Here is a 23,422-nt window from a genome sequence, read left to right on the forward strand (position 1 = left end):
ACGAAAAAAAAGACATGATTACATGTCTTCAATCAGCGGACGTTACCCGCTGTATGTCTTTATGTGTTCTATGACATCCTCAAACTCCGCTTTTGTCCGAAATGGAATGCCTTTCAGCAGATTTTTTTGCATATGGCTTTCCAGCCTTTCTAAATCAATTTGAAAAAAAGACTGAATCGGTTCGGAAGCTGACTCAGGCCGACCATGAAAAGTGGAGATCACTCCATTATCCGATACACCGATATACCCATTTACCTTACTGAGCGGTGAAATATCGTCCATTTGCTTCCGGAAGAGCACATATCCCTTTTTTTGTTCGACAAGCGTCCAGCCGGCATAGGCTGCCCAAAAATCATCCATAGAAAGCACTTTTTCACGTTTATGCTCAATGCTGACATCTCCGTCCAAATACACTTTCTCAAGCTGCACATGCACTTGCAGCGGTTCATAGTGCTCCACTTCCGCCCCAAGCGCGCGGGGAGGAGCATCTATTAGAAATGCTGCGGCTGAGCAAAGAATGCCCAGCAAAAGATACGCCGTGCTGAATCGTTTCACCCTCTACACCTCTTTGCACACGTTTATGACTAGTTTGACCAAAGAGGCTACTGCTTAACCGTTTTCTCGAAATTTGTTTGCACGTTTTCTCTGACAAGCCGTTCCTCCGTATACACACCGGCGCTTTTCTCAGAAATCGTCAAGAATTGTGTCAGAAAAGCGCTGAAAAAATACAATACCGCAAAGATCCAAATGACCCCGCCTGCGCCGAGCGGTCCAATGAAAAGACTTACGATGCCCGGCGCGATAAACGCACATAAACCAGATCCCAGATTCAACACTGACATGGCAGCGCCTTTATTATCAGGTGCAAGCGTCGGCAAAAGCGCGCTTAATGGAACGTAGCCAGCCAATGCCGCACCGTAACAGCAAGCGATAATCATCAGCACCCAATACTGATGCCCGATCAACTGTGGCGTGTAATAAAGCGCCAGCGTAAAAATACCGCACCCGACACCGCCAAACCACATCACGGTATTGCGCCAGCCAAGTTTATCTCCGATTGCACCGAAAATGATATTAAACACAATATTCACAAAAAATAACGTCCCCCATATTTGCAGCCATTCCGAAACGGAATACCCGTAACGCGCTAAATAAGTAGGGAGAAAGATGGCAAATCCGAATTGTCCTATGGCATTAATCGTCTTGACCACTCCGCCGATGCCGACTTTAGGGTTTTCAAACATAATTGTAAATGCCTTCGACAGTTCTTTCCATTTCGGCTGATCTTGTTTTTGTACCGGTGTAAATTTATCTTTGTTAAAAAATAGGGCGAGGAATCCGCCTGCCGCCACAAACAGTAAAGCGCTCCAAAGCGTATTGATTTCTCCAAAGACCGGAACCGCATAGCTGGAATAGAACGGACCGAGTACGTTAAGGCCGCACGTAAACATAAACCAAAACCAGCCGACGGCTTTTCCGAGAATATGATGAGAGGTGCTGTATGACACCCACACGAGAAAAGAGTATGCAAACAGCGGATATCCTAAGCCTCTAAGTGCATAGCTGCCTAAGAGAGCCGGATAATGCATATGAGGAATCGCCCAGCCGATAAAAGCGGCCGAACCGAGGATAAATGCAAGCAAGCCGACAGTCATCGTTTTTCTTGGCCCCCAAGTTTGGACAAACGTGCCTGATAGCCAAGCCGAGATGGTGACAGCAATGCCGTACATGGTAAATAACGTTGCGGATTGCTGCATGCTGAGACCATGATCAACGAGAAAAGGAGACAGCCAGCCTTGTTCGAGCCCGTCTCCAACCATAAAGATGACAACGCCAATATAACCCCAAACCATGTGAGAAGGAATTCCGATTTTATCCAAAACATTTCCTTTAGCATGTGCTGTATTCATTTTCTCCACCGCCTACTTTTTTTCTAAAGTATCAATGGAGGTTCTATACCCAAGCTTGCTGAAATGTAATCCCGTTTGGTCAAAAAGCGACTTTTTCAGTATGCTCAATACTGACAGGCATGCCAAAAGCAAGCGATTGCTGTGCCGCTCTGGCGATCCGTTCCGCCTGAAAACCGTCATTGCCGGTGCAGGCAGTTTCCCGGTTTGTTTTGATCGCTTCTGCAAACCGAAGAATCTCCTCCTCATACGCATCTTTATAACGTTCAAGGAAAAAGAAATGCGGTTTATCCTTCATCACAAAATCAGCAGTTGACACTTCAACCGTCGTCGGCCTGCTGTTGTCCGCCGCTGCAGAGCCTTTCGTCCCGAAAACCTCGACCCGCTGGTCATATCCGTACACAGCTTGGCGGCTGTTGTCAATCACAGCCATGGCACCGTTTTCAAAAGTCAGTGTAATGACAGCTGTATCAATATCGCCCAGCTCTGCAAAAGAGGGATTCACCAGAGCCGCCCCTTTTGCATACACTTCCGTCACTTCGCTTCCCACAATATACCTGGCCATATCAAAATCATGGATCGACATATCCATAAACAAGCCGCCTGAAGTACGGACATAATCTATATTCGGGGGCTCTGGGTCCCGCGACGTGATTTTTAATAAATGGGGCGTACCGATTTCACCATTTTCAACAATTGTTTTGATTTTCTTAAAATGAGGATCAAAACGGCGGTTGAATCCGACTTGGAGTGCAACCCCGTGTTTCCGGACGGCCGCAAGCGCTTCTTTTGTTTCGTCCAGAGAGAAACTGACGGGCTTCTCACAAAAAATATGCTTTTTCGCCTCGGCTGCTTCTCTTATCATCTGTGCATGTACGGCTGTCGGCGAGCAAATAAAAACAGCGTCAATATCCGGGTCATGTAATAACTCACGATAATCAGAGGTTATGTATTCAATCTGATGACTGTCGGCCCAGCTTTTTATACGGCTTACCTGAATATCAGAGACTGCTTTTATTTTCATATGAGGAATCCGGCGTATATTTTGAACATGAAGTTTGCCGATGCGCCCTGCACCGATAATCCCTGTCACAATCTGTTTTGTCATGGCTTGTTCCCCCTTGAACATTTACGAAAGCGCTTTATTTAAAATTAATACTATCCCATTTGTAAGCGCTTTTCAAGAATAGAAATGAGCGCTCTATGTCTCTTTTATCACAATTAATGCTTATAGGTAGCCTTCTTCTTCAAGACCAGATACACTAGAATTAGGCTCTTTTTCCTGAACAGTTTATGATTTTCCTATAAACAACTGCATAAAATAGAGCAAAGAAGGTGAATGAAATGCTGACAAAAGCAGAGGCACTGGCCCATTCAGTCATATACCGCAAGAACAGCAGATTTGATAAAGTCAAAGAAAAACCCGAGGAATTAACACTAATCGGCAAGGGAAGAAGCGCCTATGTGTTTGCCTTAACAGAAGGCGATCGAAAAATGGCGCTGAAAGTATTTTTTCCGGAGTATCAAGCGACAGCCGTCAAAGAAGCCGCGATCTATGAAAAATTAGCCGGGTCCGCATTCTACCCTGACATTTACGAAACTGGTGATTCATTTATTCTCATGGAATATATTAAAGGCGAAACCTTTTATAACTGTCTGAAGAAAGGCATTGTGATTAGTGATGACATGATTCAGCAGGTTGAAGAAGCACTTTCTGACGCCCGGGCAGCTGGCCTGAACCCGTCAGACATTCATTTGCGGAATCTGATTCTGACACAAACCGGGACAGTGCGGGTGATTGATGTTGCAAGATTCGAACAGACAAAAAAGTGCACCCAGTGGGACGATTTAAAATCAGCTTATCATGCACTCTATAAAAAACCGATATTCCCCAAAAAGATTCCGGGTTTTTGGCTGGAGATCATCGCATTTTTATATAAGAAAAATTGGTTGCAAAAGCATTTCGCACAACGGAAAAGAAAATATTCTTAAATCAAAAAGGCAGCCGCACAAGCGGCTGCCTTCGTCCATATATTTTTACTTTCTAAAGGCAGAAATCAGTTTCATTTGTTCAGGCGACAGCTTAATTCGATAGCCTCTCACAGTTAAGTAGACCGCTTCTGAGCCTTTCTCGCTGGAATGACAAGTCGTTTTCTCCATTTCTGTCTCCCCTCACCCTTTATTTGTTTTATTTCATCATACCACCGCTTTATTGAGGGAATTTTAAGGAAATGTAAAGATAGTATGAACCTGATATGTGGTGAAATTTAGAAAAACGCAGCGTAATCAATACGCTGCGTTTTTCTTTTTTCCTTCCTCTTCTTATTGATAATTACCGGTCATATAATGTGACAAATCGATTGTAGAAATAGTTCAATTAGCCCAAAATCCTTTTTATACATGTATTCGAAATGAAGTGAGGAGGAAGCTTGATGGCAGATTTTGTTACTAGTTTAAACGAGGTCTTATGGAGTACCCCTGTCATTTATATTTTATTGGGGATTGGCTTAATCTTTTCTATTATGACCCGTTTTTTACAAGTCAGACATTTGAAAGAAATGATTGTTCTGATGTTCAAAGGAAAGAGCTCTGAAGCCGGCGTTTCTTCTTTTCAAGCATTATCGATTGCGCTGTCCGGACGAGTGGGGACAGGAAACATTGCGGGTGTGGCGACAGCAATTGCATTCGGCGGACCCGGTGCGGTGTTCTGGATGTGGGCGATTGCCTTTATCGGTGCGGCGAGCGCCTTTGTTGAGTCAACTCTTGCCCAAATTTACAAAGTGAAACAAGGCGGCCAATATCGAGGGGGTCCGGCTTATTATATTGAAAAAGGCTTAGGCATTAAGTGGTTTGCCGTCTTTTTTGCCGCTGCTGCCCTTATTGCAATGGCCCTTCTGATGCCGGGCGTACAGTCCAACTCCATTGCGGCTGGCGTCAAAAATGCATTCGGCATCTCCCCTGCCATTACAGGCTGTGTTCTCGTTTTATTATTAGGGTTTATCATTTTTGGCGGTGTCAAACGAATTGCCAGTGCCGCGCAAATGATTGTTCCGTTTATGGCCATTGGCTATATCCTGCTGTCTTTGATCATTATTGTCATGAATGTTTCTGAATTGCCTGCTGTGATCTCATTGATTTTCAAAAGCGCTTTTGCTTTAGATTCCGCTTTTGGCGGCCTGATCGGCATGGCGATTTCCTGGGGTGTCAAACGAGGCATTTACTCAAACGAAGCTGGCCAGGGAACAGGCCCGCATCCGGCGGCCGCTGCAGAAGTTTCCCACCCGGTCAAGCAGGGGCTGGTTCAGGCATTTTCTGTTTATATCGACACGTTATTTGTATGTTCCGCTACAGCTTTCATGATCTTGTTTACCGGCATGTACAATACTCAGGCTGCAGATGGTTCCTTTATCGTTCATCAACTTAAAGGCGTAGAGGCGGGGCCCGGTTTCACACAAGCGGCCATTGACAATGTTCTTCCCGGATTCGGTGCAGGCTTTGTTGCCATCGCTTTATTCTTCTTCGCATTTACAACAATTATGGCGTATTACTACATCGCAGAAACAAATATCGTCTATTTAGCCCGAGGCAGGGAAAGCAAATGGGCAATGCTTGGCTTAAAACTAATTATTTTAGCCGCGACGTTCTATGGAACAGTGAAAACCGCTTCTCTTGCTTGGGCATTAGGCGATGCAGGGCTTGGCATTATGGTATGGCTGAACGTCATTGCAATTGTGCTGTTAGCCAAACCGGCGCTTCTCGCTTTAAAGGATTACGAGCGCCAAAAGAAGCAGGGCTTAGACCCCGTCTTTGATCCGAAAGCGCTGGGGATCAAAAACGCTGATTTCTGGGAGAAAGAATACACACAGGAAAATGAGCGTGTCTCTTGAATATACAAAAACCGGCCCGATATGACATCGTGCCGGTTTTTTATGAGCGATAATTGGTATATACTTCTTGAACATCATCGTCATCCTCAAGGATGTCGATCAATTTTTCCAGCTTCTCAACAGCCTGATCATCGGCATCTGCATAGGTTTTCGGAAGCATGGTCACCTCTGCCGAAGAAATTGGATATTTCGATTCGAGAGCTGTTTTTACCTTTTCAAAACGCTCAGGCTCTGTTAATACCTCATATTGGTCTTCTTCAGTCTGCAGTTCTTCTCCCCCTGCTTCCAGCACATCAAGCATGAGCTCCTCTTCTTCTATTTGCCGATCTGTACGGTCGATTGCAATGAATCCCTTCCGTTCAAATAAAAAGGCTACACATCCGCTTTCTCCCAGACTTCCGCCATTTTTATTAAATGCTGTCCGCACATTTGAGGCCGTTCGGTTTTTGTTATCTGTTACACATTCAACCATCACGGCAATCCCTGATGGGCCATAGCCTTCATAGGTAATTTCCTCATAGCTGCTTCCATCTAAGCTCCCCGCAGCTTTTTTAATGGCACGGTCTATATTTTCATTCGGCATATTGGCGCCTTTTGCTTTGTCGATGACAAGACGCAATGCTGAATTTGCTTCAGGATCAGCTCCGCCTTCTTTCGCTGCCACATAGATTTCTTTCGCAAGCTTCATAAATATTTTCCCGCGCTTTGCATCCTGCGCATTTTTTCTTTTTTGTATGTTTTTCCACTTGGAATGGCCTGCCATGTTTTCACCTTCTTTTACATTTTCTATGTACACTTTAATGGGTATTGTTCGCTGATGCAATGAAAAAGGCTGCCGAACATCACTTCCGGCAGCCTTCATCCTTAGCGGGCGTTCATTTTATGAAGTCTTCTGAACAGTCCTTTATCTGTGGACACTTGGACGTCACGGTCATTCGCATAGTTGCGTGCCGCTTTTGCAACGTTTTCCCTGTCGGACTTTGTGAAATCTGTATGGCTTCTGACTGCGACGACTACTCGGTCATCTGTTACCATCACTTGTGTGTCATTGACGTTTTTCACTTGTTTCACACGGTTGGCAATTTTTGCAGCCAGTCTTCTGTTTTCTTGGTTGTTATATCCGTTGTTCGTCACGTTCCGATTCATGTTTCTGTTATTCGTGTTGTTATATGTTCCGTCAGTTGCCAAAGGAACGCGATCGTCAGCAGTAACACGGTCACGGTTATTCACATTCGTTGTGTTTCGGTTACCGCCGTTCTGGTCCTCCATTAATTCAGTAACAGGACCATCATTGTCGATTCCTTCTCCCTGTCTGTCAGCGTCATTTTCATTTGTATAATATCCGATTGGACGGGTGTTGCCGTTATTGCGTGTATCATTCATAGCATTATCGTTTGCTCCGCATGCTGTTAAGCCTGCTGTCATTAGAATCAAGCTTGCGATCGTCATTTTTTTACCCAATGGAAAAACCCCCCGTGGACGAATTGAGCATGTTTGCTCGTTTTTATCATGTGCGTCCGAGGGGGATGTTAAGCGTGTAAGTTCTGTCCATTTGACAGTGACCTGCGCCTAAACAAAAAAAGGAACGATTTACATCGTTCCGCACAATCACTCATTTTCTTCTTCCGGCCGGCCAAACATTTGGTTTACAGAAGGCTGATTCGCCATTGGCATAGAAACTCCTGCCGCATATGGGTTTGGATTCGCTCCGCCGTAAGGCATATTAGGGGTACCATAAGCTCCGCCTCCAGAATAGCCAGGTGCGGAGTAATATGGCTGATGATCATCATCACATCCGCAGTCGTCATGATCTTTGTACGGCATGTATCCTGGGGCCGCTGGCGGCTGGTATGCACCCATCACTTGAGGAGTGCCATAATGAGGGCCATACGGCATATGTCCATACGGAGATCCATAAGCCGGAGATGCGTATTGAGGCGCTCCGTATGAACCGAAATGTCCGTGATGGCTGTTTTCATGATACTGGTTTTCATATTGACCCGGATCATACTGAGGCGATACAAAACTTGGCTGGTATCCATGTGGCTGATACATTGGATAAGCTTGTGCCGGATAGTACGGGTAGCATAATCCTGACCCTGGAAGAATTGGTGAAACAGGAACCGGACATGGCACGAAATGAGCCGGATAATGATGATAAGGCTGAACAACCGGCATATTCGGAACTGTGTGATGAACGTTTTCTTCTTCCATACCGCCTACCTCTGGCGCCTTTGGCATATTAGGCATATTCGGATAATTTGCATTTTCCATATTACTCATAGCCTCCTGTTGTGGAAATTGATCTTGGTCTTGCATGTGATACATCTGATCCATATTTCCGTCATGATGTTTTTTCGGCTCCTCCGGTTTAGGAGGCGACCAAGGCTGGAAAAGCTGTTTCATATCATAATAATCGTTCACATCAGCTTCAGGATACACATTTTCCTGCAAATTAGGCATCGGCGGGACATACGGCACAGACTTCTTTTCTTTCGGCTTTGTGTCTTCTACGTCGACAACGGATTTAGGCTTCTCTTTCGCATATGGATGATCTTGCTTCACACTCCCGGGTGCCGGACTTTTGCCCGCTTTTGGCTCTTTTCTGACCGGGACACCTTCAGACGGCACTTTTATTTTCATTCCAGGCATGACTAAGTCTGGATTGCTGAGCTGTGTATTAAGCTTCTTCACTTCCTCAATATCGACTCCGTACTTTTCAGCTATTTTCAAGAGCGAATCGCCTTTTTGAACGATATGGATTTTCAACGTTTTCCCCTCCTATGCAAAACGTGAACAGTTCAGCTGTGATTACAATATGTTTCTTCACAACATATGCCTGAACAAAAGAAGTTATGAGTACAGGAGGGGAAATATTTCTGATTTACGTGATCGAAAGCATTCGATTCAGGGCAAGGAGGGCATCTCGCTGAATGGCTTTTGGCACCTTGATCACGCCCGAAGGTTCTCCTTTTTCTATTTGTTCCAAAGACCACAGCAAATGCGGCAAATCGATTCGGTTCATTGTCAGACATGGGCACATGTCAGGATTAAGTGATTCGATTTGTTTATCAGGGTGATCGTGAATAATCCGCTGAACAAGATTCATTTCTGTTCCGATTGCCCACTTGCTTCCCGCCGGAGCCTGGTTGATTGTATCGATAATATATTTTGTTGATCCGCTGACGTCACTTAGTGTCACGACTTCATGTGAACACTCCGGATGCACAATGATCCGAATGTCAGGATCACGGTCCCTCACATCTTGGATATTTTTCGCGGTGAATTTTTCGTGAACAGAGCAGTGCCCTTTCCACAAAATCACTTTCACATTCTTATGCTCAGATTCAGCTACTAATTCATCTTTTATCGGATCCCACACAGCCATATCCTCAAGCGCGATGCCCAAATCATAAGCCGTATTTCTCCCTAAATGCTGATCAGGCAAAAATAAAATTCGTTTTTTCTGTGTAAACGCCCATTTAAGCACTTTTTTCGCATTCGAAGAAGTCACAGTCGCTCCGCCATGCTTACCGACGAAAGCCTTGATCTCCGCAGTGGAGTTCACATAAGTTAAAGGTATGATCGTATCTCCAAATATATGCTGAAGTTTCTCCCACGCCCTATTGGTCTGCTGCATATCAGCCATGTCGGCCATAGAACACCCTGCTCTCATATCAGGCAGGATGACCGTTTGTTCCTCGCCTGTCAGCATATCAGCGGTTTCTGCCATAAAGTGTACGCCACAAAAAACAATATAATCCGCTTCTTTGTTTTTTTCCGCAATTTGGGCCAGCTGCAGGGAATCGCCTGTTTGGTCAGCAAATTGTATCACTTCATCTTTTTGATAATGATGTCCTGGTATAAAGAGCCTGCTGCCGTACTTTTTCTTAATGGCGGCAACACGCGTTTCCATATCCTTTCTCGACATTCCTTTGTAACCTTCAGGCATCATATCATTCGATCGTTTTATCACATCAAGAATTGACATAACGGCATTCCTCCGCAGATTCATTTGATAATGTAACATCCATGCTGATATCTAAACTTTTGACGGAATGAGTCAGAAACCCTAATGAAATATAATTCACGCCCGTCCCTTTAAAAGCAGCCAAAGATTCTAACGTAATCCCGCCCGAAGCTTCAGTTTTTATATGGTCCGGTGTGAGAGTTGCAAAATGACGGACCGTCTCAGGCGGGCAGTTGTCAAACATAATAACATCTGCGCCTGCTTCAATTGCTTCTCGCAGTTGTTCCTCCGTTTCAATTTCCACCTCGATATTTACCATATGTCCCACGGTCTGACGCGCTTTTTGGCATGCCTCTAAAATAGAGCCACATGCTGCAATATGATTGTCTTTAATCATGACGCCGTCATACAAGCCGAATCGATGATTATACCCGCCGCCCGCTCTGACAGCGTATTTTTCCAGCATTCTCAGCCCCGGTGTTGTTTTTCTCGTGTCACAAATTTTAATCTGTTCATCATCCAGCCTACGGACTGCCTCCCTTGTCATCGTCGCAATTCCTGACAGCCTCTGAATAAGATTTAATACGACCCGCTCTCCTGACAGAAGCGCAGCCGCCGGACCGCGTAACACGGCAATCACTTCACCTTTTCGCAAAATGTCTCCATCTGTTTTGTGTAAAATGGTTTGAACATTTTCATCTAATAAAGCAAAGCCCTCTTTTATCACCGCAGCTCCTGCAAAGATACCGTCTGACTTTGCAACAATCTCCGCTTCACAGCTCTGTTCTCTAAAGATGGCCTGCGATGTTAAATCCCCCATCCCTATATCCTCAAGAAAAAAGTGATTCAGCAACTTTTTCAGCTGTAAATGATTCATTTTTCCAAATCCCCTCGTTTTTTCTAATCTTCGTTCCCTTTTTTGTATGGACAATTTGTCTTCCTTGCCAGCGCACATCAGCTTGAGGAAAATCGGTGCGGAAGTGAGCCCCTCTGCTTTCCTCCCGCAAAAGCGCAGAAGATGTCATCAGCTTTGCAGCCTGCCATAAATGAGAAAGCTCCAGCTGAGGTATTGTGATGTCCTTCACATTCATTTCCTGAAAAGGCAGCATATGAAGCCAGTTACTCAGCTCAATCAGACTGCCTTGTTCCCGCAAGATAGACATGTGGTTTGTCATTCTGCTTTGCAATTCATACACCTCTGTATTCGGCACCTTGTAGATTACGCTGGTTTCTGATGATGATTGATATTGCCTGTTATAAACCGGTTTTTGCATAATATGCTCTGCTGCTCTTTTTCCAAACACCAGTGCCTCCAACAAGGAATTGCTCGCAAGCCGATTGGCTCCATGTAAACCGGTACATGCAGTCTCTCCAATCGCATAAAGCCCCGGTACTGTCGTTTCCCCCCAGCAACTAACTGAAACACCTCCCATTAAGAAATGCATTCCCGGTGCCACAGGGATTTTTCCGCTTTGGATATCAACCCCTGCTTTTTCACAAATAGCGGTGATGGTAGGGAAACGTGCTTCGAAATCAGAAATCGCACTGCAGTCAATGTAAACGCGGTTTCCTTTTGCCATTTCTTCATGAATAACCCGTGAGACGATGTCCCTTGGAGCCAAGTCACCTAAAGGATGTCGTTCAGCCATAACCCGGCGGCCATTTTCGTCAACTAAACATCCGCCTTCCCCTCTGACAGCCTCTGAAACAAGCCCGTAGGAAACACCATTTTTTACAAGCAGTGTCGGGTGAAACTGGGTAAACTCTAAATCAGTTAATTCCGCTCCGGCCCGGTAAGCTAAAGAAAGGCCGTCACCTGTGACAGATGAATCGTTCGTATGGTGAAGAAACAGACTCCCGCATCCGCCAGCCGCCAGCACAACTTCATCCGCATGTCTTACCTTGATCTGCCCCTGGCTGTCTTTTGTCATGACGCCGATACAGCGTCCATTCTCAACAAGCAAATCTGCTGCTGTTTCATGCTCGATTAACTCGATGTTGCTGTCGATCTGTTTCAGCAAATAATCAACAAGCAGTCTGCCTGTTGCGTCTCCGCCTGCATGAAAAATACGGTTGTATGAGTGGGCTCCTTCTCTGCCAAGACAAACATCGCCTTGCTCATTGCGGTCGAATGGAAATTCACTCTCCAATAGGCTTTGAATCATGATTTTTCCATCATGTAAAACGTCTGCTGTAATAGCTAGATCATTATGTCCGCATCCTGCATATAACGTATCCTCCAGATGGGCTTCAATCGAGTCACCTTTTGCATAAGCCGCAGCAATGCCGCCTTGCGCGTAGACAGAGTTGCTATTTTTGACGCTTTTTTTAGTGATGACAGTCACTTCATATGAGGGCGGGAAAGCTGACGCTAAAGAAAGTGCCGCCGCCCCTGAACCGATGACTGCAATCGTCTTTTTAGACATATGCCACCCTCCTGTTGTTTACACCTGTCTTGACACCTATATTTACACAAGGATAAAATAAACTCAAGAGTTTTTTATGGAGAACGGATGGAGGAAGACCGGATGATTTATTTAGACTTTGCAGCGACAACGCCTATTTGTGAGGAAGCCCTTAACGTATATCAGAAACTCAGCATGGATATGTACGGAAATGCCAGCAGCCTGCATGATGCGGGAGGAAAAGCAAAGCACATACTGGAGTACTGCCGTGAAAAAATCGCCAATATCATTGGCGGAGAAGCAAGCGGCATCTATTTTACAAGCGGCGGCACTGAATCCAATTTTCTGGCCATTCAATCATTGCTAAACGGCCTGCCAAAAGCAAAAAGACATTTCATTACGACTGCCATGGAGCATCAGTCCATTCATAGCTGTGCTGCTTTTCTAGAACAGCATGGATTTGATGTAACAATCATTGAACCGGATGAATACGGGCTTATTACCGAGGAAATATTGGCAGCTCATATCCGGCCGGAAACAGGCCTGGTATCTATTCAGCATGCCAATTCTGAAACCGGGATCATTCAGCCCATTCAACGTCTGTCTTCATACCTCCACAATAGGGGTATTCTTCTTCATAGCGACGCTGTTCAAACGTTTGGAAAAATCCCAATCGATACAGAAGAATTGGGGGTGGATGCACTCTCTTTGTCCAGCCATAAAGTCTACGGTCCTAAAGGGGTGGGTGCGGTCTATATTCGGCCAAATGTCCCTTGGAAACCCGTTTATCCTCTCATCACTCACGAACATGGATTCAGAGCCGGCACCGTGAATGTCCCCGGAATCGGAGCCTTCACTGCTGCTGCGGAGCTAATAATAAGCGAAATGGAAAAACAGATATCCCGCAATGAGGCGTTAAGAACATACTTTCTAGACCAAATCCGCATCCGGTCTCTCCCTGTAACTCTTGCGGCAGACACTTCACAAGCAGAATGTCTTCCGCATATTATAGGGTGTTTTTTTCACTCATTTGAAGGACAATATGTTATGTTAGAATGTAATCGGAGTAATATTTGCATTTCAACGGGCAGCGCTTGTTCTGCCGGTTATCACGGTCCGTCTGCAACGATGAAAGCATTAAGAAAAACAGAACAAGAAGCCCTCCAATTTATCCGCATCTCTTTTGGAAGGCATACAACGGCTGAACAGCTGGATAAGTTATTACATACGTTTACAGCGCTTTGGGAACAAAAGAAAGGAGAATTCGATATTGACCGAAGAATTAAAGCTTATGGGCGCCAACAGGCGTGACCAGCTTCTTCTGTGGCTGAAGGAATCCACATCACCGCTGACAGGAGGAGAACTCGCAAAAAAAGCGAACGTTTCAAGACAGGTTATTGTACAGGATATATCGCTCTTGAAAGCGAAAAATGAACCGATTATCGCCACAAGCCAAGGATATGTATACATGGATGCAGCCGCTCAGCAGCACCAGCAGGCCGAAAGAATCATCGCTTGTCTGCACGGTCCTGAACGGACAGAAGAGGAACTGCAGCTCATCGTGGACGAAGGTGTTACAGTAAAAGACGTAAAAATCGAACATCCCGTATACGGAGATTTAACTGCTGCCATCCAAGTAGGCACCCGGAAGGAAGTTAGCAATTTCATTAAAAAAATCAATTCTACGAATGCAGCCTATTTATCACAGCTGACTGACGGCGTGCATCTCCATACACTGACAGCACCCGATGAACACCGCATCGACCAAGCCTGCCTAGCACTCGAGGAAGCAGGTATTTTAATTAAAGACTAAAAAAAGCCCTTAAAGGGGCTTTTTTTATAATTGGTAGGACTGATATGCACCAAGAAGTTTCACTTTGCAGCCGAGTGCTTCGAGCTCCTGCATGGCACCTGGAATCAACACCTCATCAAACGCTTTCTCAATATCAATAATAAAGAAATAATGGCCTAATCCGGTTTTAGTCGGACGTGACTCAATTTTTGACAAGTTTAAGTTTCTCCAAGAAAAAGCAGACAGCACTCTGTGCAAAGCCCCTGATTCATCCTGCGGAAGCATTACCATCAGGGTCGTTTTGGGCCTTGAACTCAATTTTGAATTGACTTCAAATGATATGTTTTCATCAGGAGACAGGATAACAAATCTCGTATGATTATCCCTATAATCCTGTATATCTCGTTTCACAATTTTTAATTCGTATGTAGAAGCTGCCATGTCATTGGCAATGACCCCGATATTCAGCTCGGGATGGTCACTGACAAATTTTGCTGCCGCCCCGGTTGAATTGGCGTATTCATATGGAACGGAAGGAAATTGTCGATGGAGAAATTTATGGCATTGCGCAATCGCGTGTGAGTGCGAGTAAATTTTGTCGAGCTCTTTCCATGCATTCTCTCTGGAAGGATGGACAAGCAAGTGCTGATGAATCGGCAATGTCATTTCACCCACAATTGGCAAGGGCTGTTCATGTATTAAATAGTCTATCGTTAAATTTACTGATCCTTCTAATGCATTCTCTAAAGGAACAAAAGCGAAATCAACTTCGCCTGCAACTGCCGCATCTATACACTCCGGTATGGTTCGGTAAGCAACATGTTCGGCGCCGTTTTGAAAACAAGAACTGACTGCTAGATGTGTGAATGTAGCTGCTGGACCTAAGTAACCGACTCTCATGACGATATTCTCTCCCTTATGCACCTGAACCTAATATTTCAACCTTTTCAACAAAATCAAACTTCCTGAGCTTATTCATTAACGTATGAATGTCCTCTTCCATGGCAGACGTACTGATAGACAGTGTCACATTTGCTCTGCCCTGAAGCGGAATCGTCTGGTGAATGGAAAGAACGTTGCTTCCAGAATCCGCTACAGCCTGCAGGAGCTGAGATAACGCACCTGACCTATCCTCCAAATGAAAGAAAAGTGTGATAATTTGTTCTTTAACCATAGTGTAGAATGGAAAAACAGCATCTCTGTATTTATAAAACGCACTTCTGCTTAAATCGACCTTTTGAACGGCATCTGCCACTGAATCTGCTTTTTTTCGATCAAGCAGCTTTTTGACTTCCAATGTTTTTCTCATCGCATCGGGCAATACATCTTCACGGACAAGATAAAATGTCTCCTCTTTCATTTGCATCCCCCCTTTAAAATAGAGAGCCTGACATCCAGGCTCTCCTTTCTGCCATCATTAATCAATAAATTCAAATTCAAACTCCAGAAGCCTGATAATATCTCCATCCTTGGCACCGCGTTCTCTGAGTGCTTCATCAACACCCATTCCGCGCATTTGTCTTGCAAACCGTTTAACCGATTCATCACGTGAGAAATCAGTCATCTTGAATAACCGCTCAAGGCTATCTCCTGAAAGCACAAATACACCGTCTGGATCGCGAGTAATGTTAAATGGCACTTCTTCATTCTCGATCGTGTACATGACACGGTTTTGTGTAAGCTCTTCCTCGTCATACAGCGGGAATTCCGGTGTGTTCTCCAGCTGATTGGCGACTTCAAACAGAAGCTCACGAAGGCCTTCTCTTGTCACCGCACTGACCGGGAATACCGGGTAATCATCCGTCAGCTTTTCTTTAAAGGCTTCAAGATTTTCCGCAGCCTGCGGCATGTCCATTTTATTTGCAACGATAATTTGCGGACGTTCCGTGAGACGCAAGTTGTACTCGCTCAGCTCCTGGTTAATCGTCACATAATCCTCATACGGATCGCGGCCTTCTAAGCCGGACATGTCAATGACGTGAACGATAACCCGTGTCCGTTCGATATGGCGCAAAAACTGGTGGCCAAGTCCGACGCCTTGGTGTGCGCCTTCAATCAGTCCCGGTAAATCGGCCATAACAAAGCTGCGTCCGTCATCCGTTTCAACCATGCCGAGATTCGGGACAAGCGTTGTAAAGTGATAGTCCGCAATTTTCGGTTTTGCAGATGAGACAACAGACAGCAAAGTGGATTTTCCAACACTCGGGAATCCGACAAGCCCGACATCCGCAAGCACTTTTAATTCAAGAACAACGTAGCGTTCTTTTCCCGGCTCGCCGTTTTCTGAAAGCTGAGGCGCGGGATTAGCCGGCGTAGCAAAGCGGGAATTTCCTCTTCCGCCTCTTCCGCCCCTTGCAATGACAGCCTGCTGTCCGTGCTCTGTTAAATCAGCGATGACCTGCTTTGTATCATCGTCTGTCACAACGGTGCCTGGCGGAACTTTAATGACCATATCATCAGCATTTCGCCCGTGCTGGTTTTTGGACATGCCGTGCTCGCCGCGAATCGCTTTAAAATGTTTTTTGTATCTAAAATCCATCAGGGTGCGGAGACCTTCATCCACTTCAAAAACGACGTCTCCTCCCTTTCCTCCGTCACCGCCGGCAGGGCCGCCTTTCGGCACATATTTTTCACGACGAAACGCAACCATCCCGTTGCCGCCGTCGCCGCCTTTTACATATACTTTGACCTGATCTACAAACATAATGTCCTCCGTTCTAAACCGTTAAAAACTCCGCTAGTCCAACCCAATTTCAATCAGGCATTCGTGACTTGTGATCTCAAAGCGCATGATATCAACGTCCTCATATCCATTCTGCCGAATATCATCAAAAGCAGATGGATCGGCAAAGGCGCCGTGAAAATCAAGGTACAGAATCAGCTGTCTGTCAGGATGATCCGTTTGAAGCGAAACCGTTAAATGATTTTCGCTCTCTCTGCTGACTGCTTGATCAAACAGATAAAACAGCTTTCTCATCAGTTTCGCCAGCTTTTGATCATAAGCCGACAAATCCTTAATTTCTCCAAGAACTTCATATTCAAGCGTCATATAATGGGTTTTCCAATTAAACGTAAGAAAATCAAACGCCAAATGCGGTGTTTTCAGGTTTGAGAGCTTTGATTCGTGCTTTGCGTCTATAACCATTTCTTCAATCATTTCAAAGACGCGGTCATACTTCTGCAAGCTTAAGTTTCCTTTAATCAGCTGCAGCTTATTCATCCAATCATGCCGAGAATGGCCGAGCAGATGAATCAGTTCGTTTGTTAATGCCGTGTCGCTTATATTTTCTTCTTGATTTTTTGAAACATCCTTCATTTTCGCACTCCCAATCATTTAATTTCTTATTTAGGAGTCTGTATAAGTGTGTATTATGAATTATAACAGAGAAGGCTTTGTTAGAAAAACAATTGTTTTTCCCAGAAATATCATGTTCCTTTTTTTCTGACTATGGTTGATTTGCAGCCAGGCAGAACATTTTATGTATTACTGCTTGGGGAACATATCCAGTGGGTTTGAGATGTTTATTCTCATTCTTGGCGGGGTCTGCTCGCACATACTCTGCATTTCATTCTTGGTGTTTACTCCGCATATTGCAAAAAAAACTCCAGTCATCATCGACCGGAGTTTTTTGAATCATTATTGAGCTACAGGATATACGCTCACTTTTTTGCGGTCACGACCGAAACGTTCGAATTTAACAGTTCCGTCGATTTTAGCAAATAGAGTGTCATCTCCGCCGCGGCCCACGTTTTCACCTGGGTAAATTTTTGTTCCGCGTTGACGGTAAAGGATAGAACCGCCTGTCACGAATTGACCGTCAGCACGTTTAGCACCTAAACGTTTAGCCTCAGAGTCACGTCCGTTCTTTGTAGAACCTACTCCTTTTTTAGAAGCGAAAAACTGAAGATCTAATCTAAGCATGTAGCTCACCTCCTATATTATGTTTGTGATCACACGCAAGTTATCTTTGTAATCCCGTTCGATTGTCTCCAGCGAAACAATCATGCCTTCAATCAGCAGCTGAGCTTTTTGACGCGCCTCCGGATCAAGAGATTCAGGGAATTCAAAGTAAAAATAACCCCCGTCCTCCCCTATATCAAGAAGCGGCTCGAAGCCCGCGAGCACAATAACCGCGTTAACGGCTCCAAACACAACGGCTGTTACTCCGGCACAAACAAGATCTTGTCCATGTTCAGCAAAATTCGCATGGCCCGTCATTTCAAAAGACAATACGCCTTTATCATGAGACCTTCTGATTGTTGCCTGAATCATGCTTACGCGTTGATTTTTTCGATCGTCACTTTAGTGTAAGGCTGACGATGACCTTGTTTTTTATGAACGTTTTTCTTAGGTTTGTATCTGAAAACAGTGATTTTTTTCGCGCGGCCTTGTTTTTCAACTTTAGCCGTTACTGTTGCGCCTTCAACTGTAGGGTTGCCGACTTTCACGTTGTCTCCGCCAACAAACAAAACGTCTTCAAAAGTAACTGTTTCACCTGCTTCAGCAGCAAGTTTTTCGATGAAAACAGTTTGGCCTTCTTCAACTTTGATTTGTTTACCGCCTGTTTTAATGATTGCGTACATTCTCTGCACCTCCTATTAGACTAAGACTCGCCAGATACCAGGGGGCTGTAAAAGCTCTTAACACCTGTACTGAGCGGTTGTAGCAATGGTGCTACATCCATAACATTAAAAAATATACCAAAATACAAGGCGTTTGTCAATCAATTTTAGTAAGGCAGCAGCAGTTCCTCCATGGAGGAATTCGTCCGCTTATCGGCAAAGTAAGCGTGGAGCACTTCATTCTCGTCAAGCTGGCTCAGCTTTTGGCCTGATTTCTCTATGATAATCGGGTGTTTACAGCCGCGTTTGAACTCGGCCATCACATGATAGACTTTATCCTCTGCCTTTACTGTCAGCGGCAGCAGTTTTTCAAGCTCACGGTTTTTTCCGTAATACCTTTCAAGGAGAAATCTCACATGGATATAATGCCTTTGCCTGTATTCCTCAAACAAAGAAACAGCCAGAAAGACAAACAAAACCCATGCGCTGATTTGCAGAGGAATCACAAATAAAACCCAGCACCCGAGCAGCAGGCAGAAGCAGAGCGACGTTTTTAAATTGAGCCGGTGAGCCTTTTGAAAAGGCATCTGCTTGGAAAACAGCAAAAATAACAGTTTTCCGCCATCAAGCGGCCAGATCGGCAGCAGATTCACAAATAAAATAGAAAGATTATAAAAGGTGAAGAGTTCAAAGGTATGCTGATGAATCACTGAGAATTCTGCAAGCATCCAGACAGCAAGCTGAAGCCAGATGTGCTGAAGAGGGCCGGCAATAATCACTGCAAACTCTTCCTTTAACGGCCGATTTCCGTGTTCTTCCACTTCCACCGTTCCGCCAAACGGCAGCAAAAATACACGCTTGATTCTCCAGGAAAAAAACACGGCCAGAGCAGCATGCCCCAGCTCATGGACCAGTACAATCAGGAGCAGACATAATAATGCTTTTATATGGCCTGTGAGCAGTCCCAGCGCCGCGATAATCCATAGAAAAGGATGTACATGAATCTTCAAGATAAGGTCAAGCCATTTATTCAAATGAAATCACCTGAATCGGATCAATAAATTTATCGCCGTCTTTCATGGCAAAATAATAGACCCCTTTATTATGATCATCAAGTTTAATTGAGCCGAGCTTTTTTCCTTTATCTACAAAATCATATAAAGCAACATCCACATCTTTGAGCTCGCCATAAATACTATAGGTATTGTCAGCATGCTGCACCTTAACTGTCAGTCCCGTCTGGCTGTCTTTGCTGACTTCAATTACATAGCCTTCTTTTATGCTATCAATTTTATCGCTGCTTGTTTCGACTTTAATCCCTTCCCCGTTGTCCTGAAAATCCTGCTGCACTTTCCCGGATGCAGGCGCGACCAGGTCTTGGCCCACTTCAACCTGCTGTTCTTTATTTTTATGTTCAGGGGCCAGAAAAGCGAGCGGATTGCCAAATTTCGTTTCAAACCAATGGCTTGCTGAGGCAAATTGAAATTCAGTTTCGAAAGTTTTGGCAACGGCGGGTTTAATCTGGCTGACGGGCCCAATGTTTGTTTTATAGGCTATGGCGGAAACGAGAACAAGACAGGCCGACAGAAGACATTTCAGGATAATTGAATCTGTTTTAACCAAAGGGTGTTTTCCGTTGAATGTTGAAATGTTATCTTCATAGACCGGAAGAGTTCCGTGCTTTTCCTGGTCCGTTACCATTACCCAAGACGGGGGTTTCTGCTTTTCAGAAACTGTCTGAGTAGAGAAACGTTTTGAGCCGGAAAGCTGTTTTCTTCTTTTCTCTAATCGTTTTCTGATTTCATCTGCTCTGTGACTCATTGCCATCATCCTTTGCATTCGTTGGGTTTGTACATCATATGTCTTGTCCATGGCAAATATTCGATTTACTCAAGCACAAAGCAGACAAAAACAAAAAAACCTGACACAGCAATTGCTTTGTCAGATTCTTCTCTTTGATTCTATCACATTAAGATCTTACTCCGAAAAATGATTTAATCTTAGCCATCATTCCTTTGTTTTGCTCTTCAAGCAACTGTAAAGGAACCGATTCACCTAAGATGCGGCGAGCAATATTGCGATATGCAATGGAAGCGCGGTTTTTCGGGTCCATTGCAATCGGTTCGCCATGGTTGGAAGCTTTAATGACTTCATCATCATCAGCCACGATTCCGAGCAAATCGATCGACAAATGCTGTACGATTTCGTCGATATCCATCGTGTCACCGTTTTTCATCAGGTGATTTCTGATTCTGTTTACAACGAGCCGCGGCGGTTCAATATTTTCCTCTTGCTCCAGCAGCCCTATAATACGGTCAGCATCACGAACAGCTGAGATTTCAGGCGTTGTGACCACAATCGCTTTATCAGCTCCGGAAACGGCATTTTTGTATCCTTGCTCAATTCCGGCAGGACAGTCTATGATGACATAGTCAAATTCCTGTTTGAGCTCTTGGACCATATTTTTAATTTGTTCAGGAACAACGGCTGTCTTATCACTCGTTTGAGCAGCGGGCATTAAATAGAGCAGATCATCGAAACGTTTGTCTTTTACGAGCGCCTGATGCATTTTGCACCTTCCCTCTACAACGTCTACAAGATCGTAAATAATTCTATTTTCAAGACCCATTACAACATCAAGGTTGCGCAGTCCTATATCAGTATCTACTAAACATACTCGCTTCCCTAAAATGGCTAAGGCGGTACCGAGGTTCGCAGATGTTGTCGTTTTACCTACTCCGCCTTTTCCCGAAGTTATTACGATAGCCTCACCCAATTCACATTCCTCCCTCAAGCCTTGTTAGATCAGGTCTTAAATGAGCCAAATGTTGAAGGCGTTCAATGACCATATTTCCGTCTGTATCTAAATAAGCACATTCCATTTCGTTCCCTTTTTGAATGTGGTCTGGGGAGCGATTTAACACGTGATTGATTCTTAATTGTGTCGGCAGCATTTCAGAGGCGGCGATGACCGCTTGATTATTTCCGTTGAATCCGGCGTGCGCGATTCCTTTCAGTGAGCCCAGAACAAAAATGTTCCCTCCGGCCATGACTGTTCCGCCGGGATTCACGTCACCGATCAGGAGCAAGTCGCCTTTCACCTGCAGCACCTGGCCTGAACGGACAATTTTTGAAACAGAAATAATTTCAGCTTCCTCTTTCATACGCTGTGCTTCTTTTTTAGTAATGACTTCACTGTCAATAGAATGAACAAACAAATCTTTCTTTGACGCAATCAATTCGGTCAGCTGTTCCTCTTGCTCCTTATATAAAAAGCGATTTCCCAGCTTAACATGGACGCTGATTTTCTGGCCTTTTCCATCCGTATATTGTTCAATTGACAGCATATTCTGAAGACCATCGAGAAGCTCATCAAAAGAACACGCATCATCCAGATGCAATGTTAATCCATTCTTTGTTCCTTTTATTGTTACATATTGCTGCTTTTTGGTCTTCACAATATTCACCTCAACAACATACTCATTTCGTCAAAAAAAGATAAAATCCTTTTTACTCATCTCTCAATTCTTTCTTTAGACTCATAAAAAACAATCTAAATGGCAGAACCAGAATAAGAGCGGCTACAATATTTAATAAAATTGTCGGTATAAACCGGTCAAGCACAAACCCGTTAAACGTCATGATGTCTTTATGAATCAACGACTGAATGCCGAATACATAAAATTCGAGCACGCTGACAGCGAGAACTGCTATCAATATCACCACAAATGCGTTTGTATGAAGCACTTTAAACGCTTTTGAAGCCAAATAGCATAACCCGGCAAAACCAAACATATAAACGCCTAATAGACTTGTATAGTTCATGTCATATAGAAGGCCAAAAATAAATCCGTAAATCATTGCGTGTTTTTGATTGATGAAAGCCGACATAAATATCAGTACAAGCATCAGAAAACGCGGGGCAAGCACCTGATCATCAGTAACGAACGGAAAATGCACCAGATCGGTAAAAATGCTTTCCGCAGAAAAAACAAGCATCATAACGAAAGGGAGAAGGAAACGTTTCACGATCCTTCCTCCTCTGTATCGACAGTCGGCACATCACGGTTAACAACGATCACATTATTTAAATCGGTAAGGTCAGCAGCAGGTTTTACATAAGCAACTTTCGTTAATCCGTAGGAATCTGACTCGATATCAGTCACTTCACCGATTGTCAGCCCTTCTGGGAAAACACCGCCTGTGCCTGATGTTTCAATAAGATCGCCTTTTTTCACGTCTTGTTTATCCTTGCGCTCAATAATGGTCATCTTAAGACGTTTTTTCTCTTTGTCATATCCTTCGATCAGGCCGTAGCCTTTGCTGCCTTTTTTTCCGGAAATTTTCGTCGCGACTCTGTTATTGCGGTCAGTATCACTTAAAAGCTGAACAGTAGACGTAAAATTGTTAAGACCGGAGCTTTTGATCTTGCCGATTAATGCGCCTTTTTCGTTTGTTACAGCCATATCTTTCGCTACGTTTTGCTGAGTCCCCTTATTAATGGTGACTTGTTTCGCCCAATTATCAGGACTTCTGGCAATGACTGTCGCTAAAATCGGCTTGTAATCTTTAATCGATTTGACATGGCCAAGCTCGTCACGCAAGGATTTGTTTTCTTCTTCAAGTTCTTGAAGCTTGGCTTCATATTGTGTCTGTCCGTCAAGCTTCTCTCTCAGACGCTCGTTTTCTTTGTATGTGTTTTTTAAATCATTAATGTTCTCAAATATCCCTGCAAAAAATTCGGCAGGCGTATGAAAAATATTTTGAAATACTCCCGTCGTATCGCCGATCACTTTCTCAGGCCAGGTGGTATTGCGGCCGCCCTTCAGCGAAAAACCAATCATAGCCACCAATATGATAATACACAGAAGTAATAGCATTAACCGTTTATTCGGCAT

27 protein-coding genes, 1 pseudogene and 1 other annotated feature are annotated in these 23,422 nt (G+C 44.3%); of the genes and pseudogenes, 5 read left to right on the plus strand and 23 right to left on the minus strand.

Translation table 11 applies throughout. The features are described from left to right. Positions 1-42: 42 nt before the first annotated feature. From bofC to iolG, 3 genes are all read right to left on the minus strand, one after another. Positions 43-555 (minus strand): sporulation cell-cell signaling protein BofC, encoded by a 513-nt coding sequence (gene bofC / locus GYO_RS35920; protein WP_014114631.1) that lies wholly within the window; start codon positions 553-555, stop codon positions 43-45. Between the two features lie 47 nt (positions 556-602). Next, positions 603-1,910: an MFS transporter gene (locus tag GYO_RS35925; RefSeq protein WP_014114632.1), complete on the minus strand. Its 1,308-nt coding sequence runs from the start codon at positions 1,908-1,910 to the stop codon at positions 603-605. A gap of 79 nt (positions 1,911-1,989) precedes the next feature. Further along, entirely contained in the window at positions 1,990-3,015 is a 1,026-nt protein-coding gene (iolG, locus tag GYO_RS35930) for an inositol 2-dehydrogenase (RefSeq protein ID WP_014114633.1), read from the minus strand. A gap of 236 nt (positions 3,016-3,251) precedes the next feature. Here iolG and GYO_RS35935 point away from each other — a divergent pair, with 236 nt between their 5' ends. Next, positions 3,252-3,899 (plus strand): phosphotransferase, encoded by a 648-nt coding sequence (locus GYO_RS35935; protein ID WP_041521023.1) that lies wholly within the window; start codon positions 3,252-3,254, stop codon positions 3,897-3,899. Between the two features lie 45 nt (positions 3,900-3,944). Here GYO_RS35935 and GYO_RS43805 read toward each other — a convergent pair whose 3' ends face one another. Then, on the minus strand, positions 3,945-4,067 hold the full coding sequence (locus GYO_RS43805; protein WP_014114635.1) for a hypothetical protein: 123 nt from the start codon (positions 4,065-4,067) through the stop codon (positions 3,945-3,947). A 272-nt stretch (positions 4,068-4,339) separates the two neighbouring features. On the opposite strand from GYO_RS43805, the gene GYO_RS35945 reads away from it, so the two are divergent. Further along, a complete protein-coding gene (locus GYO_RS35945; protein ID WP_014114636.1) occupies positions 4,340-5,794 on the plus strand; it encodes an alanine/glycine:cation symporter family protein in 1,455 nt (484 codons plus the stop codon). Positions 5,795-5,834: 40 nt separating this feature from the next. Here GYO_RS35945 and GYO_RS35950 read toward each other — a convergent pair whose 3' ends face one another. The 6 genes from GYO_RS35950 to nadB all read right to left on the minus strand — a co-directional run bounded on the left by GYO_RS35950 (position 5,835) and on the right by nadB (position 12,190). After that, positions 5,835-6,557, minus strand: a complete 723-nt coding sequence (locus GYO_RS35950; protein ID WP_014114637.1) for a YebC/PmpR family DNA-binding transcriptional regulator — start codon at positions 6,555-6,557, stop codon at positions 5,835-5,837. Between the two features lie 101 nt (positions 6,558-6,658). After that, complete coding sequence (sgpA, locus tag GYO_RS35955; protein WP_041521024.1) at positions 6,659-7,255, minus strand: spore germination protein SgpA; 597 nt, start codon at positions 7,253-7,255, stop codon at positions 6,659-6,661. Between the two features lie 147 nt (positions 7,256-7,402). Next, the gene (gene safA, locus GYO_RS35960) at positions 7,403-8,563 is read right to left on the minus strand and encodes a spore coat assembly protein SafA (RefSeq protein ID WP_014114639.1); all 1,161 of its coding nucleotides are present in this window, start codon (positions 8,561-8,563) and stop codon (positions 7,403-7,405) included. A 115-nt stretch (positions 8,564-8,678) separates the two neighbouring features. After that, entirely contained in the window at positions 8,679-9,785 is a 1,107-nt protein-coding gene (gene nadA, locus GYO_RS35965; RefSeq protein WP_014114640.1) for a quinolinate synthase NadA, read from the minus strand. After that, the gene (nadC, locus tag GYO_RS35970) at positions 9,772-10,641 is read right to left on the minus strand and encodes a carboxylating nicotinate-nucleotide diphosphorylase (protein ID WP_041521025.1); all 870 of its coding nucleotides are present in this window, start codon (positions 10,639-10,641) and stop codon (positions 9,772-9,774) included. The genes nadA and nadC overlap by 14 nt, the downstream gene beginning before the upstream one ends. Next, positions 10,595-12,190, minus strand: a complete 1,596-nt coding sequence (nadB, locus tag GYO_RS35975; protein WP_014114642.1) for an L-aspartate oxidase — start codon at positions 12,188-12,190, stop codon at positions 10,595-10,597. The genes nadC and nadB overlap by 47 nt, the downstream gene beginning before the upstream one ends. Before the next feature lie 102 nt (positions 12,191-12,292). On the opposite strand from nadB, the gene nifS reads away from it, so the two are divergent. Next, the gene (gene nifS / locus GYO_RS35980) at positions 12,293-13,480 is read left to right on the plus strand and encodes a cysteine desulfurase NifS (protein ID WP_041521026.1); all 1,188 of its coding nucleotides are present in this window, start codon (positions 12,293-12,295) and stop codon (positions 13,478-13,480) included. Then, positions 13,440-13,982, plus strand: a complete 543-nt coding sequence (locus GYO_RS35985; protein WP_014114644.1) for a transcription repressor NadR — start codon at positions 13,440-13,442, stop codon at positions 13,980-13,982. Before nifS ends, GYO_RS35985 begins: the two co-directional genes overlap by 41 nt. Positions 13,983-14,006: 24 nt before the next feature. Here the strand turns inward: GYO_RS35985 and pheA are convergent, their stop codons facing one another. From pheA to spo0B, 4 genes are read right to left on the minus strand one after another with little or no spacing between them, the layout of a single operon-like run. Continuing rightward, complete coding sequence (gene pheA, locus GYO_RS35990; RefSeq protein WP_014114645.1) at positions 14,007-14,861, minus strand: prephenate dehydratase; 855 nt, start codon at positions 14,859-14,861, stop codon at positions 14,007-14,009. Positions 14,862-14,877: 16 nt separating this feature from the next. Further along, on the minus strand, positions 14,878-15,321 hold the full coding sequence (gene thrR, locus GYO_RS35995) for a transcriptional regulator ThrR (RefSeq protein WP_003222630.1): 444 nt from the start codon (positions 15,319-15,321) through the stop codon (positions 14,878-14,880). 57 nt (positions 15,322-15,378) lie between these two features. After that, a complete protein-coding gene (gene obgE, locus GYO_RS36000; protein ID WP_014114646.1) occupies positions 15,379-16,665 on the minus strand; it encodes a GTPase ObgE in 1,287 nt (428 codons plus the stop codon). Positions 16,666-16,698: 33 nt separating this feature from the next. After that, on the minus strand, positions 16,699-17,277 hold the full coding sequence (spo0B, locus tag GYO_RS36005; protein WP_014114647.1) for a sporulation initiation phosphotransferase Sop0B: 579 nt from the start codon (positions 17,275-17,277) through the stop codon (positions 16,699-16,701). Between the two features lie 77 nt (positions 17,278-17,354). Here spo0B and GYO_RS43810 point away from each other — a divergent pair. After that, positions 17,355-17,478, plus strand: a pseudogene (locus tag GYO_RS43810) (hypothetical protein). 120 nt (positions 17,479-17,598) lie between these two features. On the opposite strand, the gene rpmA reads toward GYO_RS43810, so the two are convergent. The 9 genes from rpmA to mreC all read right to left on the minus strand — a co-directional run bounded on the left by rpmA (position 17,599) and on the right by mreC (position 23,422). Then, on the minus strand, positions 17,599-17,883 hold the full coding sequence (gene rpmA, locus GYO_RS36015) for a 50S ribosomal protein L27 (RefSeq protein WP_003222623.1): 285 nt from the start codon (positions 17,881-17,883) through the stop codon (positions 17,599-17,601). A gap of 12 nt (positions 17,884-17,895) precedes the next feature. After that, positions 17,896-18,234 carry a ribosomal-processing cysteine protease Prp gene (locus GYO_RS36020; protein WP_014114649.1) on the minus strand — a complete coding sequence of 113 codons (339 nt, stop codon included), beginning with the start codon at positions 18,232-18,234 and terminating at the stop codon, positions 17,896-17,898. 2 nt (positions 18,235-18,236) lie between these two features. Further along, entirely contained in the window at positions 18,237-18,545 is a 309-nt protein-coding gene (gene rplU, locus GYO_RS36025; protein WP_014114650.1) for a 50S ribosomal protein L21, read from the minus strand. 13 nt (positions 18,546-18,558) lie between these two features. Further along, positions 18,559-18,634 (minus strand) — a sequence feature (ribosomal protein L21 leader region). A 57-nt stretch (positions 18,635-18,691) separates the two neighbouring features. After that, entirely contained in the window at positions 18,692-19,558 is an 867-nt protein-coding gene (spoIVFB, locus tag GYO_RS36030) for a stage IV sporulation intramembrane metalloprotease SpoIVFB (RefSeq protein WP_014114651.1), read from the minus strand. Next, positions 19,551-20,345 carry a stage IV sporulation protein SpoIVFA gene (gene spoIVFA / locus GYO_RS36035; RefSeq protein ID WP_014114652.1) on the minus strand — a complete coding sequence of 265 codons (795 nt, stop codon included), beginning with the start codon at positions 20,343-20,345 and terminating at the stop codon, positions 19,551-19,553. The genes spoIVFB and spoIVFA overlap by 8 nt, the downstream gene beginning before the upstream one ends. Before the next feature lie 148 nt (positions 20,346-20,493). Next, positions 20,494-21,300, minus strand: a complete 807-nt coding sequence (gene minD, locus GYO_RS36040; RefSeq protein ID WP_014114654.1) for a septum site-determining protein MinD — start codon at positions 21,298-21,300, stop codon at positions 20,494-20,496. Position 21,301: 1 nt separating this feature from the next. Then, on the minus strand, positions 21,302-21,982 hold the full coding sequence (gene minC, locus GYO_RS36045) for a septum site-determining protein MinC (protein WP_003222613.1): 681 nt from the start codon (positions 21,980-21,982) through the stop codon (positions 21,302-21,304). Positions 21,983-22,034: 52 nt separating this feature from the next. Then, the gene (gene mreD, locus GYO_RS36050; protein WP_014114655.1) at positions 22,035-22,553 is read right to left on the minus strand and encodes a rod shape-determining protein MreD; all 519 of its coding nucleotides are present in this window, start codon (positions 22,551-22,553) and stop codon (positions 22,035-22,037) included. Further along, a complete protein-coding gene (mreC, locus tag GYO_RS36055) occupies positions 22,550-23,422 on the minus strand; it encodes a rod shape-determining protein MreC (RefSeq protein ID WP_003222609.1) in 873 nt (290 codons plus the stop codon). Before mreC ends, mreD begins: the two co-directional genes overlap by 4 nt.

Source organism: Bacillus spizizenii TU-B-10 (genome assembly GCF_000227465.1).
Classification (GTDB): domain Bacteria; phylum Bacillota; class Bacilli; order Bacillales; family Bacillaceae; genus Bacillus; species Bacillus spizizenii.

Excerpts from the sequence above, each read along its gene's own strand:
- GYO_RS35925 (WP_014114632.1), bottom strand. The coding sequence starts at position 1,910 with ATGAATACAGCACATGCTAAAGGAAATGTTTTGGATAAAATCGGAATT.
- iolG (WP_014114633.1), bottom strand. The coding sequence starts at position 3,015 with ATGACAAAACAGATTGTGACAGGGATTATCGGTGCAGGGCGCATCGGC.
- GYO_RS35935 (WP_041521023.1), top strand. The coding sequence starts at position 3,252 with ATGCTGACAAAAGCAGAGGCACTGGCCCATTCAGTCATATACCGCAAG.
- GYO_RS43805 (WP_014114635.1), bottom strand. The coding sequence starts at position 4,067 with ATGGAGAAAACGACTTGTCATTCCAGCGAGAAAGGCTCAGAAGCGGTC.
- GYO_RS35945 (WP_014114636.1), top strand. The coding sequence starts at position 4,340 with ATGGCAGATTTTGTTACTAGTTTAAACGAGGTCTTATGGAGTACCCCT.
- GYO_RS35950 (WP_014114637.1), bottom strand. The coding sequence starts at position 6,557 with ATGGCAGGCCATTCCAAGTGGAAAAACATACAAAAAAGAAAAAATGCG.
- nadA (WP_014114640.1), bottom strand. The coding sequence starts at position 9,785 with ATGTCAATTCTTGATGTGATAAAACGATCGAATGATATGATGCCTGAA.
- nadC (WP_041521025.1), bottom strand. The coding sequence starts at position 10,641 with ATGAATCATTTACAGCTGAAAAAGTTGCTGAATCACTTTTTTCTTGAG.
- nadB (WP_014114642.1), bottom strand. The coding sequence starts at position 12,190 with ATGTCTAAAAAGACGATTGCAGTCATCGGTTCAGGGGCGGCGGCACTT.
- nifS (WP_041521026.1), top strand. The coding sequence starts at position 12,293 with ATGATTTATTTAGACTTTGCAGCGACAACGCCTATTTGTGAGGAAGCC.
- pheA (WP_014114645.1), bottom strand. The coding sequence starts at position 14,861 with ATGAGAGTCGGTTACTTAGGTCCAGCAGCTACATTCACACATCTAGCA.
- thrR (WP_003222630.1), bottom strand. The coding sequence starts at position 15,321 with ATGAAAGAGGAGACATTTTATCTTGTCCGTGAAGATGTATTGCCCGAT.
- obgE (WP_014114646.1), bottom strand. The coding sequence starts at position 16,665 with ATGTTTGTAGATCAGGTCAAAGTATATGTAAAAGGCGGCGACGGCGGC.
- spo0B (WP_014114647.1), bottom strand. The coding sequence starts at position 17,277 with ATGAAGGATGTTTCAAAAAATCAAGAAGAAAATATAAGCGACACGGCA.
- rpmA (WP_003222623.1), bottom strand. The coding sequence starts at position 17,883 with ATGCTTAGATTAGATCTTCAGTTTTTCGCTTCTAAAAAAGGAGTAGGT.
- GYO_RS36020 (WP_014114649.1), bottom strand. The coding sequence starts at position 18,234 with ATGATTCAGGCAACAATCAGAAGGTCTCATGATAAAGGCGTATTGTCT.
- rplU (WP_014114650.1), bottom strand. The coding sequence starts at position 18,545 with ATGTACGCAATCATTAAAACAGGCGGTAAACAAATCAAAGTTGAAGAA.
- spoIVFA (WP_014114652.1), bottom strand. The coding sequence starts at position 20,345 with ATGAGTCACAGAGCAGATGAAATCAGAAAACGATTAGAGAAAAGAAGA.
- mreC (WP_003222609.1), bottom strand. The coding sequence starts at position 23,422 with ATGCCGAATAAACGGTTAATGCTATTACTTCTGTGTATTATCATATTG.